This window comes from Arthrobacter sp. 10T425 (genome assembly GCF_056393985.1).
In genome coordinates this window covers 261,743-274,132 of record NZ_JBFTGZ010000003.1, presented here as the reverse complement: position 1 = coordinate 274,132, position 12,390 = coordinate 261,743, and the positions used below count along the sequence as shown (strand labels likewise).

Below are 12,390 nucleotides of genomic sequence, written 5' to 3'. Positions count from 1 at the left end.
CTTGTAGGCATGGGACACGACCACAGCCACTCGCACGGCATCACTGCCACCGGCAAGCACCGCAAGCGCCTGGTCGCCGTCCTGGCCATCACGCTCGCCGTGGTGCTCGTGCAGACGATCGGTGCGGTGGTCTCCGGATCCCTGGCCCTGCTCGCCGATGCCGGACACATGCTCTCGGACGCCGCCGGCGTCTTCATCGCCCTGCTGGCCGCATGGATCGCCACCCGGCCCGCCAGCGATCTGCGCACCTACGGTTACCAGCGCGCCGAAGTTCTGGCGGCGCTGGCAAACGCACTGGTCCTGATCGTCATCTCGGTGGTCATCTTCACCGAGGCCATCCGCAGGCTCGGCACCACCCCCGAGGTCCACACCGACGTCATGCTCGCCGCGGCGGTCCTCGGCGCCGTCGCCAACCTGGTCTCCCTGCTGATCCTGCGCGGCGCCCAGAAGGAAAGCCTGAACGTCCGCGGCGCCTACCTCGAAGTCCTGGGGGATCTGCTGGGGTCCTTTGCCGTCATCGCGGCGGCGGTGGTCATCATGGTCACCGGGTTCCAGGCGGCCGACACCATTGCCTCGATCCTCATCGCCCTCATGATCCTGCCCCGGGCCTGGCACCTGCTGCGCGACGTCGTCGACGTGCTCCTCGAGGCCACGCCCAAGGGCGTGGACGTTCAGATGATCCGCGACCACATCCTTGCGGTGGACGGCGTGGTATCCGTCCACGACATCCACATCTGGACCATTACCTCCGGTGTCCCCGTCTTCTCCGCCCACGTGGTGGTGGAAGACGCAGCGCTCGGCGCCAAGGGCGCCGACCGGGTTCTGGACAAACTCACCAGCTGCCTTGGCTCCCATTTCGACACCGAACACTGCACGTTCCAGCTCGAGCCCACCACGCATTCAGAGCACGAGGCCCACCAGCACGCCTGACCGTCGGCAGGACACACCCGTCACGGACGTGGCCAAATGACACTCGTGTTGTTTATGTTATTCATGTGACTCGTGTTGCCAAAGTAGCCTTTGGCACGTAGCCTCATGCCTGCTGGGTGATCCGCAGAGGGCTTTCACGCGCCAAATCCGACCTCGCTCACTCCAGCCTGAGGCTTCAGCGAGGTTGCCCATGAGTTGGATCCGATCCGGCCGCAAGACGGCTGTGCTCTGCACCGCCGTCGTCCTCCTCGGAACGCTCGCGCTCCCGGCCCAGGCCGCGCCGCTGATTTCTTCGCAGATTTCTGCGCAGGGGCGCCCGCCGCAGGAGACTGCCGGCCGGGTTCCGGCGTCGCCGGAGATCCCCTCACCGGAAGAGATCGCTGCCGCCAAGTCCAGTGCGAGCTCGACGGCGGCAGAGGTCACCAGGATCGACGGGCTTCTGGCCGACGCGTCGGCCGGCCAGGAAACCAGCCTCGCCGCATCCCTGCAAGCAAACAACGCGTACGGCGAGGCCCTCGTGGAGCTGGCCACACGCCGTGACGCGGCGGCTGTGGCGGCCGCCAGGGCTGCCGCCGCCGGGGCAGAACAGGCCAAAACCCGCAAACAGCTGGGCCAGCTGGCCGGTGACCTGTACCGCAACGGCGGGCTGAACCCGGCCCTCAGCAGCTTTGTCAGCGGCTCCGGGCGGGCCCTGGAGGATGCCGCCACGCTGGAGGCTGTAACGGCCGGACGCGCGCGGGCCTTCGAGTCCGCGGAAAACGCGGCCACGGCCGCGCAGTCCCTGACCGAAGCCGCAGCGGACGCCAACCGCGCCGCCGACGAGGCCGCCGCGACTGCTGCGGACCGCAAGGCCGACGCCGGCCGCGCCGACGCCGCCCAGCGCCAGGTCGTGGCCGATGCCAAAGCGCAGCGCAGCGCGCTCGTGGACCAGCTGGCAAGCCTGAGAAACACCACCGCGGCGCTGGAATCGGCCCGGGTGGACGCCCTCGACCGCCAGCGCCAGCAGGCTCGGCTCGCAGCACTGACCGCGGCGGCAGGTCCCGCGCCGCAGCCTGGCACGGGTTCACAGCCGGCACCGGCAGCACCTGGACGGGACGATTCAGCCGCAGGACAGCCAGCCGCTCCCGCTCCCGCCGACGTGCCGGCCCCCGCTGCAGCGCCCGCACCGGCGCCCGCACCCGCACCGGCGCCCGCACCCGCACCGGCCTCCGCTCCGGCTCCGGCGTCCGCGCCGGATCCCGCGCCGGTACCTGCTCCGGTCCCCGCACCGATTCCTGCCCCGGTCCCGGCGCCAGTACCCGTTCCGGTTCCGGCGCCGATTTCCGGCGGGTCAAACCAGACCGCGATTTCGGTGGCGCTCGGCAAGACCGGATCGCCGTTCTTCTACCAGTACGGCGGAACCGGGAGCTATGGGTTTGACTGCTCGGGCCTGGTGCAGAATGCGTTCGCCGCGGCAGGGAAGTACCTGCCCCGCACGGCCTCCCAGCAGTTCGCCCAGGCCCCCGTCCATGTCCCGCTCTCCCAGGCGCGTCCGGGCGATCTGTTCGTCTGGGGTTCGGCCCCGGGCTTCTACCACGTGGCCATCTACCTCGGCGGCGGCCGCGTGGTCCAGGCGCTGAACCCCGACGCCGGCATTACCGTGACCGATGTTGCCGCCATGTCCGGGATGCAGCTGTACGGCTACGCGGCCCGTTACTGAGACTGGCGGCTAGGAGAGCACGTCCTTGGTGATGAACCTGCCGTAGGCCAGCGCGCCGAAGACGGCGACGTAACCGCCCTGGAGCAGGGCATTGGCGGCAAAGGAATCCCAGGAAACCGGCTGCCGGAGCAGATCGCCAAAGTCCAGCCAGTAGTGGCTGAAAAGCCAGGGATGCAGCCACTCGAGTTGCGGCAGCGCGTCCAGGACCTGCGCGACGACAGAGAGCACCACGGTGGCCGCCATGGCCCCCACCGGAACATCGGTCAGGGTGGAGATGAACAGCCCGATCGCCGACAACCCCAGCAGCGAAACCGCCAGATAGGCGGCGATCAGCAGGAGCCGGACCAGGGCCTCGCCGGTGCCGATCGTGTCGCCGGAGAGCAGGGTCACCGGCCCCACGGGGAAGAGCGCCGCGCCGATTCCGGCCCCGGTCAGGGCCACCACGAGCGGGGCAACGATCACGAACACGGCCGCCCCGGCATATTTGACGATCAGCAGGCGGATCCGCCCGGCGGGAGCCACCAGCAGGTACCTCAGGGTCCCCTGTCCGGCCTCTCCGGCGATCGTGTCTCCGGCCACGACGCCGACGGTAAGGGGCAGGAACAGCGGAACGGAGACCACCATTGCCGTGACGCCCACGAACAGGCCGTTCTGGGCGATCCGGTCCAGGAAGGCCGGCCCGCGGCCTGCCGGCACGGCCGCGGAGACCCGCACCGCCACCGCGATCAGGATCGGGATGGCCGCCAGCGCGCACAACATGGCCCACGTCCTGCGGCGGCGGAACAGCACCCCGAGCTCGGACGCCAGCAGGTCACCGGTCAGGGACCCGTGCCGGACCGGCGCAGCGCCCGCCCCGCCGTCCCCGCCAGCGCCTGCGGCCGCTTCGCTGGGGCCCGGCGCCGGGGCAACTGACGGGCCGGCTGCCGGATCGCCCGCGGATGAGCTGTTACTGGACAACGTCGAACCCCTCCCCCGTCAATGCCACAAACCGGTCCTCAAGGCTGGCCTGTTCGGTCGCGAAGCCGCGGACCCGGACCCCCGCCGCCACGAGGGCCGCCACCACGGCCTCCGGCTGCACGGCCGCCCGCTCCACGGACCGGGACGATCCTCCGTCTTCCCTGGCAGCCGGAGCCCCAGGCAGGGACGCGAACAGGGCCGCGTCGGTCCCGGAGCCGGCGGCACCGGAAGCAGCGCCACCGGGAGTACGGCCGTCGGTGCCCAGGGTCGCGGTCAGGCCGAGGCCGGCCAGCACCTGCGCCGCAGTACCCGGATCCGGGGTCAACACGCGGATCCTTGCCTGGCCGGCCCCGCGCAGTTCCGTCAGGGTTCCCTGCGCCACAAGCCGGCCAGCGCTCATGATGGCCGCATGGGTGCAGATCTGCTCGACCTCGGCCAGCAGGTGGCTGGAGACGAACACCGTGGCGCCGTCGGCCGCGAGCGATCGCACCAGGCTCCGCACCTCACGGGTGCCCTGCGGATCCAGCCCGTTGGTGGGCTCGTCCAGCACCAGCAGTTCCCGCGGGGCGAGCAGGGCGTTGGCGATCCCCAGCCGCTGCTTCATCCCCAGCGAATAGGCCCGGACCAGCTTGTCCGCGGCGTGCGTCAAACCCACCCGTTCCAGGGCTGACTGGACGCGGGCACGCCGAGTGGCGCCCGAACCATAGGGGTCCGCGGCGTCCATGCGGCGCAGATTCGCGGCGCCGGAGAGGAAAGGGTAGAACGCCGGTCCTTCCACCAGCGCCCCGACCCGGGGCAGCACGTCATTGAGTTTGCCGGGCATCTCCTCGCCCAGCACGCGCATGGAACCTCCGGTGGCCGTGGCCAGGCCGAGCAGGAGCCTGATGGTGGTGGTCTTCCCCGAACCGTTCGGGCCCAGGAAACCAAAGACCGCGCCTTTCGGCACGGCCAGGTCGACGCCGTCGACAGCCATCTGCTGGCCGAACCGTTTGGTCAGGCCCGTGGTCTCAATGCTCAGCTCGGCCGCCGGCCCGGCGGCGCTCACGCGGCCGTCACCGGATGGTCAGGGAGCAACCGTCGGCCACCGGATACCGCACCGGACATCACTTCTGTGCGGCAGCGGCCTGGAGCCGCTCCAGTGGCACGGAGCCGGCGACGACCCGGCCGTCGTCGAGCACCAACACGTTCACCAGCGCGGTGGACAAGAGCCGGCCGCCCTGGACCGGGACGGTGGCCTGTTCGAGCAGGGCCGTGGCGTCCGACGCCGGGCCGGCCGTTCCCGCCGGGAACTCAACAACCGAGTCCCAGCCAGAGCCGGTGACGGCCGGCTTGCCGGCGCGGTCCTTGGCCGCCGGCGCTGTGGCGTTCCCGGCGTCGTTTCCGTGTTTGTGCTCCTTTACCGGAATCTCCTCGACCGTGGCGCCCGGCGGCGGGGTGAACGTGAAGACCGACGCGTCGGGGGCCCCGAGGGTCAGGCTGGTGTAGGCGACGCGGAAGGCGGGATCCGACTGTCCGCGCGCCTTCACCTCGACGCCCAGCGGCAGCCCGGTCTGGCCGTCAACGGCTACTGCGATGGACCCGACCAGCGTCGCATCGGACTTTGGTGTCAGCACCAGGTTGTAGGCGGGCCGGCCGGCTACCTGGACATCGGCGCCCACCGCCACGTCGGTGCCCGGTTCGATCTTGGCCAGAAGCATCGCGGCGAGCTGGTCGGGGGTGGCGGTGACGTCGGTGCCGGCGCTGTGACGGCCTGTGTCACCGGCGTCGCCGGCCGGGAGCTGGGCATGGGCGGCCGTGTTGTCCTTGGAGTTGTAGAACCACACGTCGTTGCCGTGGCGGATGGCGTTGCGTTCGGCCAGCCGGTCCATCACCTGGACGCGGGCGTTGTCCGGGCCGTCGCGATAAACCCGCGCGGTGTGCGGCCCCGTCAGCAGTTCGAGCCATGCCGTCCCTGACGCGTCCGGGCCGGCACCGGTCTTGGGCAGCTCAGGAAGCCCGAGCGCAGAGGACTGTTCCAGGGTTCCGGAGAGAGCGGGCTGGCGGTGCTGGGCAATCAACTGCAGCACCTGCTCCGGCGTCTTGGGCGGCAGGGGATCCCCGGCGCTGGCGGGCAGGGATCCGGCCAGCGCGCCGGCGGCAATAACGGCAGGAACGGCGGCAGCGGGCAGCCAGCGCAGCCACGTGCGCGTCATCGTGACCGCGCTCCGGAAAGAGATGTTCCAACTATCCGCGCCTGGGGAATGCGCGCTTCAGTGCAGCTCATAGGTCAACAGTACGCCTGGCCCCGGCGGCCCGGTTATCCTACTTCAGCACATTAATGGTCAGTTCCACGGCGCCCAGCAGGAACGCGAGCACGGAGGTGCCCAGGCCCGCCACGAGCAGCAGGCCGGGATGGGCCAGGCCCACCACCACCCGCCTCAGCCGCGGCCTGTCCCGCAGGAACTTCTTGGGCACGGCGCCCGGTTCCGGCGTTTGTTTCCAGCCCCGGAGCCGCCGCAGGAACCAGGCGCAGCGAATGATGAAGGCCAGCCACAGTACTGAGACCACCAGCGGGATCGCGGCCAGCAGGAGGTTGAAGCCCACCGCGGTGACCTCGCGTTCGGACGCCCCGACGAGTGACTGGAGGGTGGTTGAGATCGAGGCGCTCATGACCACGGACACGCCCCACACGAGGAAGGCTGCGATCAGGGCCAGGAAGCGGACGAAGAAGTGGCCCAGGACGGAGTCCCGGCGCGGCTTCAGGTAGCGGCGCGGGGTGGCGTGCAGAAGGGCGATGCTTGCCAGCAGCGTCGGCAGGGCGGCGAGGCCAACCAGCACGTACCAGGACCAGCCGGCCAGATCCAGGAACTCGTCGGCCACGATCAGCACCGCCCAGAACCCGGCCCACGCCCAGCCGGCCGTGAGCGGACGCCCCACGAACCACTCCGGCAGCCACGCGTCCGGGTCCRCGGGCGCGGGGGGCGCATMAGTCGCGGGCGCGGGGGCTGCGGGCGCGGGGGCGTCAGTCGCGGGCTCGGGGGCTCCGGGCGCGGGGCTTGCGGGCGGGCGGGTGTCAGGCGCCGGTATGCCCGCCGCGGGAACTCCGGCGCTCCCGGGCTCCCGGCCCTCGGAGCCGCGCACTTCGCTCATGGCCCCACTGTAGCGAGCCGGCCGACACCATGGTGCGGAGCCCGCCGCCGCGGGCGGCCCGGCACGAATTGGCCGGCGTCAGAGTGACGGCGTCAGGGTGCCGGCGACGTTGACGGAGTCACGGTGCCGGCGGCGCCGTCGACTGTAATGCTGTGGCCCGTGGCGATCCTCGACGTCGCGTCGGGGACCCCCACCACTGCGGGGATCCCGTATTCCCGGGCGACGACGGCGCCGTGGGAGTTGGGGCCGCCCATTTCCATCACGAGGCCGCCGGCCGTCAGGAACAAAGGCGTCCAGCCCGGATCGGTGGACGGCGCCACGAGGATCTCGCCCGGTTCCAGGTGCGCGCCCTGGGGGTCCAGGATCACCCGGGCCCGGGCCGTGATGGTGCCGGCCGAAGCCGGCGTGCCGGAGAGCCGCCCCGCGCCGCCGTCAGAACCCGCCGGCCCCCTTCCGCCGGCAGTGGTCTGCACCGCCTCGGGCTCGGTGCCGTCCGAGAGCAGCACGCGGGGAATGTGCCGGCGGCCCAGTTCGGCCGCGTAAGCCTCCCGGCGCCGTGCCACGAGCCCCTGCAGCGCGGCGCCGCCGAGCCCCCGGTGCGCGTCAGCCAGGTCGAGGAAGAAGATATCGTCCGCCGCATCGATGGCCCCGGCCGCGGCGAGTTCGGCCCCGACGGCTGCGAGCTGCTGCCGGACGGCGCCGAGCGCTTCCACGAGGTGGTACTTGGGCAGCTCACGCAGCCCGGCGAACATCCGGGTCCGCCGCAGCGCGGCCCGCGCGAGTGCACCGCGAAGGCGGCTGCGCTGCCCCGCCGCTGCCACCAGCCGGGCCACCTGCGCCTCCGCCTCGCGGGCCGCCTTGCCGAACTGCCGGTCCGGGGCGAGCGCAGGATCATCCATGCGCAGATAGTTGGCCAGAACCCCGAGGATGTGGGTCGGGTCATCAGACCAGCGGGGCATGCCGACGTCGATCTCCGCCACGGCGCGGTGGCCGTACCGGCCCAGGAAGTCCCGCAGCCCGGATTGCACGACGCCGGGCAGGTCCGCCGCCCGGTAACGCCGGGCTATCTCGGGCAATGCGGCTTCCCCGAACACCGCCGCCGACGCCGGGTCGTTGCGGATGGCAGTAGCCAGCGACCACAGGTCCAGGTCCATTTCGGTGGTCACGTTGTTGGGCAGCCCCCGCAGGACTTCCTGCAGCGCCCCGTTCCCGGGTTTCCCGGCGAGTTTTCCGGCCACGGCCAGCAAGGCGAACCCCAGGGCGGGCAGCGGCAGGATCGCGGGAACCACGGCAAAGACATGCTGGCCAAGGATCCGCTCGACGTGGTCCAGACGCTCCGTGGCGGTGGCGCCGGCGGGCACCGCGAGTGCCGCGCGGAGCTGTTCGCCCACACGGTCTGCCCGGCGCAGTGCCGCCTCGGGCCGGATGAGGCCGCGGATCAAGGTCTCCGGGACCTTCGCCCGCGCCGCCACCGGAGCGACGTGGCGCAGGAGTGGCCACGGACTTGTTGTGGTCACGGAGAACCGGGGATCTGCGAAGAGGTTGCGCAGCACGGTGGCCGAACGCGCCTCCATGACGTCAAACACGCGGGGGACAATGGCGCGCCCGGTCTGGCTCCGGAGAACCGGCGTGAGATCGAAGAAAATGCGCTGGCCTGCCTCGGCGTACGGCGCGGGCCCGTCACGGGGCACCGGCACCGGGAAATGCGCGGCCCCCGCAACCGAGGACGCAATCAGCCGGATGCCGGCGAGTCCCATCGGGGTGAGGGGCCGGGTCAGCCCCTGGGCCAGGCTGAAGCACAAATACACGCGCGGCGTCGGCCCGGAGGGAGGCCGGTCCGGCATCGGATAGAGCGTGGTGATGGGCCTGGACTGCGTCAGCCACACGGCACCGTCCCGGCCGATGGCCCATTCGAGGTCCTGCGGCGAGCCGAAGTGCACCTCCGCGCGGCGGCCCAGGAGCTCCAGTGCCGCCAGTTGGGCGTCGTCCAGGCTGGGCGCCAGCCCGGCGTCAGGTTGCGCCACCCGCTCGGTGCCGCCGCCGGGCAGGGGACGAATGATGATGCCCTTGTCCCCAATTCGTCGCTCGAGGATCCGTCCCGTGGTGCCGTCGAGCACGAAGTGGTCAGGGTTGACCGCCCCGGACACCACGGCCTCCCCCAGCCCCGGGCTGGCGTCGATGACGGCCTCGTGCCGCCGGCCGGTCACGGGATTGGCTGTGAACAGCACCCCGGCCACGGCCGCGTCCACCATGCGCTGGACCACCACGGCGAGGGACACCGCCGAGGGCTCAATCCCCTGCACCGCGCGGTAGGTCACCGCGCGGTCTGTCCACAGCGAGGCCCAGCACCGGCGGACGGCAGCCAGCACGGCATCCGCGCCCACCACGTTCAGGAAAGTGTCCTGCTGGCCGGCGAAGCTGGCAAACGGCAGGTCTTCGGCGGTCGCGGAGGACCGCACGGCGACCGCCGTGTCGGTGCCCAGCGCCGCGTAGGCGGCGCGCACGGCGGCGTCGATGTCGGCGGGGACATCGGCGTCGAGCACCAGCGCGCGGGCCTTCGCCGCAAGCGCAGCCAGCCCCGCCAGGTCGTCGGGGGCTGTTGCGGCGAGGGCGCGGTGCACGTCCGCCAGCGCCGGGGATGCCGTGGCGTCCAGATACGCACTGGTGGTCAGGCAGAAGCCGGCGGGCACCGGCAGGCCGGCGCGTGCCAGTCCGCCCAGGTTCGCCGCCTTCCCGCCGACGGTGGCGAGCATGTCCGGGCCAAGGCGTTCTAGGGCCAGGACCGGCCCGCCCTCGGCAGGGTCCGGCGTCCCGGGGTGCTCCATCCGTTAACCGTCCTTCCGACGCCGGGCCCGTCGCCTCGGGATTCTAGGAGTCGCCGAGCATCGGGCCGAAGCTGGCTCTGTCCGCCAGCCGCGGGTCGTCGCGGTCCGGCACCACCATGACCGGCCCCTTGGCGTGGTGGAGGACGCCGTCGGACGTGGAGCCCAGCAGCATTCCGGTGAATCCGCCGCGCCCTCGGGTGCCGACCACCACGAGCTCCACGTGCCGGCTGGCGTCGACGAGGATGTCGACGGGTGAGCCGTCCACGAGCTGCGTCTCCACCTGCAGGGCGGGGAAGTGGCTCCGCAGCCAGGCCACGCCGGCGTCGAGCTGGACCTTGATGTCGGCGAACAGTGCGTCGCGGTCCATCGGGGTGGGCACCCATGCCAGCGAGCCGGTGTACTGCGGCACCGCGCACACCACGCGTAGCCGGGCGGAGAGCCGCTCGGCCTGCGCTGCGGCCTCCAGCACGGCGACGCGGGCCTGCTCGGAACCGTCGACACCGACGACCACGACGTTCTCCACCGGCTGGCTGCCCGACTTGGCCCGTTCGGCGAGGACGTGCTTGTCGTCTGTGGTTTCGCCCAGGCGGTCCGCGCAGATCAGCGGCACAGTCACGGTGGGGCACTTCGAGTGGGCGGGCAGCGCGCTGCTGACGGAGCCGAGCAGCCGGCCCACGAAGCCACCGCGGCCGCGGGTACCGAAGACCAGAAGCTCCGCGGTCTCGCTGATTTCCAGCAGCACGCCGGACGCGTCCCCGTTTTCGACGGACGCGTCGACGTCAATGTTGTAGAACGCGATCTTGTCCAAGGCGTGCTTGAGGATAGCTTCGGCGCCCTCGCGGATCACGGAGTCGTCCACTGTGGCGTAGCCGCCGTCGAGCCCGGAAGCGGCGAAGATCGGAACGGAATAGGCGGTCACGATGTGCAGCGGGCGGCGGCGGCGCTCCGCCTCACGGGCCGCCCACACCAAGGCGCAGTGGCTGTGGTCCGAGCCGTCCACTCCCACGACGATTCCGCGGGGCGGCGCCGGCTCGCCACCGGTCTCCCATGCCGGGTCCGGATGCACCTGTTCACGGCCCATAGGGTCCGCCTCCTCGCGATTCTTGCCTGATGTTGCGGCTATTCTGCCAGAAGTACTGCCGCCCGGCGTCCACCGGCGAGGCGACCCGGAATCTGCGTGCAGGAACCCCTGATTTTCCTCACTATTCTCGGTTAACTGCGAACATTCAAGACGGCGGCAAGGCGCCCCCGGCCGCCCGCGGCGGAAGGATTTACGCAGAATTAACACGCCGTTTCCTGACCCGGAAATTCAGGCTTTTGAGACGGTTTCCACTGGAGCGGGAGCACGGAAACCGCCGGAATCCGGCACCACAGCCAATGTCCTACCTCCCCTATCCACGGGCGGGAATCTTAGGTATCCTTCGAGGCATTGCTGAACCGAGACTGGTGTTCCAGAAAGCAGCCGCTGGGGCTGTGGAACCAGGCACGGGTTGGCGTCCGGGGTTTCCCCCGTGACTCGCACCATTTCAAGGAGGTACCCTGCAGTGTCGAGCATGCCTTTGTACGGCGGGATTGAGCGGACCACCGCCGTAGTCATCGGGACGGGGCTCTCCGGCCTGGCTGTGGCCAGCGAGCTCCAGCGCCGGGGCGTTGCGTCCATCATTGTGGACGGGCTCGACCTCCTGGGTGCCGGCCATCCGGCCAACACCTCCTCGCTCCAACGCTGCGACGCGGCGGACGCCGCCAGCCTGAGGGAGCGCAACGAAATCCTGCGGCACCTGCGCAACTACGCCGCAAGCCACAAGCTCGACGTGCGGAACAACATCCGGGCCCTGCAGCTGGACCTCCTGGAGGCCGGCACGGACGGCTCACCCACGGAGAAGTGGGCCGTCCAGACCCCGGGCGGCGTCCTGCTGGCCGACCACCTTGTCCTGACCCGCTGCGCCCACAGCCAGCTGCGCCGGATGCTCTCGGAACTTGGCATGGCAGCCGGGCAGAACCTCATGGCGGCGATGCATGCCCTGGGTATGTACCTCGTGGGGGTGGGCGAGCTCATTACCCCGACGCCCAAGGAAGTCCTGCGCCAGGCCAAAGTGGTGGGACAGGCAATCTCGGCCAAGGTCCACCCGAACGGGATCCCCGCGCTGCTGCCCGGCGGCTTTGCCCTGGCCGCCCCCGCCTAGCAGCGCTTTGGCCGCGTTGCCGGAGTTGCATTGGCTTGTTTCAGCCTTCGGTGTCGCCGCCCTCGTCCGGTGTGAGGCGGCGTTTCGCCATCAGGCCCAGGGCCACCAGGATGCCGACCCCGACGGCGACGAAGACCATGACGCTCCAGGGAAACTGCTGCGACCCGGCCGGCGCAGGGGCAGGCGCGGGCGTGGTCCCCGGCTGGGCGGTGCCCATCGTGGGGACCGCGGCAGCCGCCGTCGTGCCTGCCGCAGCCGCCGTCGCTGTGAAGGTGAAGCTGCCCTCGATCGGGTGGCCGTCGGAACTGGCCACCCGCCAGTGCACGGTGTACGGCCCCTTAGGGGCACCCGACTTCAGCTTCTGCGCAGCGACGTTGTCCACGATTTCCACGGGACCGTCCGACCAGTTGGCGCCGGTGGCATCATTGACCACGATCTGCGACCCCAGGGCAAGCGGATTGTGGTTGAACGTGACCGAGACCTGCTCCGGCGGTGCCGCGACGGTTGCTCCGGCAGCCGGGCTGGTGGACTCCGCGGTATCGTGCGCCGACGCCGGGCTCACTGCTCCCAGCAGGACGGCCACAAGGACGACGGCGCCCAGCAGGGCACTGCGAAGCTGGCGGATACGGCGCATGGGCAGGCTACTCCTAGTGTTGGCTTCCTTACA

10 protein-coding genes are annotated in these 12,390 nt (G+C 70.9%); 3 read left to right on the top strand and 7 right to left on the bottom strand.

Annotation, left to right across the window (positions count from 1 at the left end; genetic code table 11):
- Positions 1-9: 9 nt before the first annotated feature.
- Positions 10-930 carry a cation diffusion facilitator family transporter gene (locus tag AC1DDH_RS05520; RefSeq protein ID WP_476849824.1) on the top strand — a complete coding sequence of 307 codons (921 nt, stop codon included), beginning with the start codon at positions 10-12 and terminating at the stop codon, positions 928-930.
- A gap of 190 nt (positions 931-1,120) precedes the next feature.
- Complete coding sequence (locus AC1DDH_RS05515; protein ID WP_476870151.1) at positions 1,121-2,629, top strand: C40 family peptidase; 1,509 nt, start codon at positions 1,121-1,123, stop codon at positions 2,627-2,629.
- Between the two features lie 9 nt (positions 2,630-2,638).
- Here the strand turns inward: AC1DDH_RS05515 and AC1DDH_RS05510 are convergent, their stop codons facing one another.
- From AC1DDH_RS05510 to AC1DDH_RS05485, 6 genes are all read right to left on the bottom strand, one after another.
- Positions 2,639-3,451, bottom strand: coding sequence for an ABC transporter permease (locus AC1DDH_RS05510; RefSeq protein ID WP_476955021.1), 813 nt, complete (start codon positions 3,449-3,451; stop codon positions 2,639-2,641).
- 124 nt (positions 3,452-3,575) lie between these two features.
- Entirely contained in the window at positions 3,576-4,631 is a 1,056-nt protein-coding gene (locus AC1DDH_RS05505) for an ABC transporter ATP-binding protein (RefSeq protein WP_476954998.1), read from the bottom strand.
- A 58-nt stretch (positions 4,632-4,689) separates the two neighbouring features.
- The gene (locus tag AC1DDH_RS05500; protein ID WP_476932050.1) at positions 4,690-5,778 is read right to left on the bottom strand and encodes a LolA family protein; all 1,089 of its coding nucleotides are present in this window, start codon (positions 5,776-5,778) and stop codon (positions 4,690-4,692) included.
- Positions 5,779-5,887: 109 nt separating this feature from the next.
- Positions 5,888-6,715, bottom strand: a complete 828-nt coding sequence (locus AC1DDH_RS05495; protein ID WP_476954997.1) for a hypothetical protein — start codon at positions 6,713-6,715, stop codon at positions 5,888-5,890.
- Positions 6,716-6,807: 92 nt separating this feature from the next.
- Positions 6,808-9,540, bottom strand: a complete 2,733-nt coding sequence (locus tag AC1DDH_RS05490) for a PEP/pyruvate-binding domain-containing protein (RefSeq protein ID WP_476954996.1) — start codon at positions 9,538-9,540, stop codon at positions 6,808-6,810.
- A gap of 43 nt (positions 9,541-9,583) precedes the next feature.
- The gene (locus AC1DDH_RS05485; RefSeq protein WP_476954995.1) at positions 9,584-10,621 is read right to left on the bottom strand and encodes a universal stress protein; all 1,038 of its coding nucleotides are present in this window, start codon (positions 10,619-10,621) and stop codon (positions 9,584-9,586) included.
- A gap of 472 nt (positions 10,622-11,093) precedes the next feature.
- On the opposite strand from AC1DDH_RS05485, the gene AC1DDH_RS05480 reads away from it, so the two are divergent.
- Positions 11,094-11,723: an NAD(P)/FAD-dependent oxidoreductase gene (locus AC1DDH_RS05480; RefSeq protein WP_043436212.1), complete on the top strand. Its 630-nt coding sequence runs from the start codon at positions 11,094-11,096 to the stop codon at positions 11,721-11,723.
- 40 nt (positions 11,724-11,763) lie between these two features.
- Here AC1DDH_RS05480 and AC1DDH_RS05475 read toward each other — a convergent pair whose 3' ends face one another.
- Positions 11,764-12,357, bottom strand: coding sequence for a copper resistance CopC family protein (locus AC1DDH_RS05475; RefSeq protein ID WP_476859457.1), 594 nt, complete (start codon positions 12,355-12,357; stop codon positions 11,764-11,766).
- Positions 12,358-12,390 lie beyond the last annotated feature (33 nt).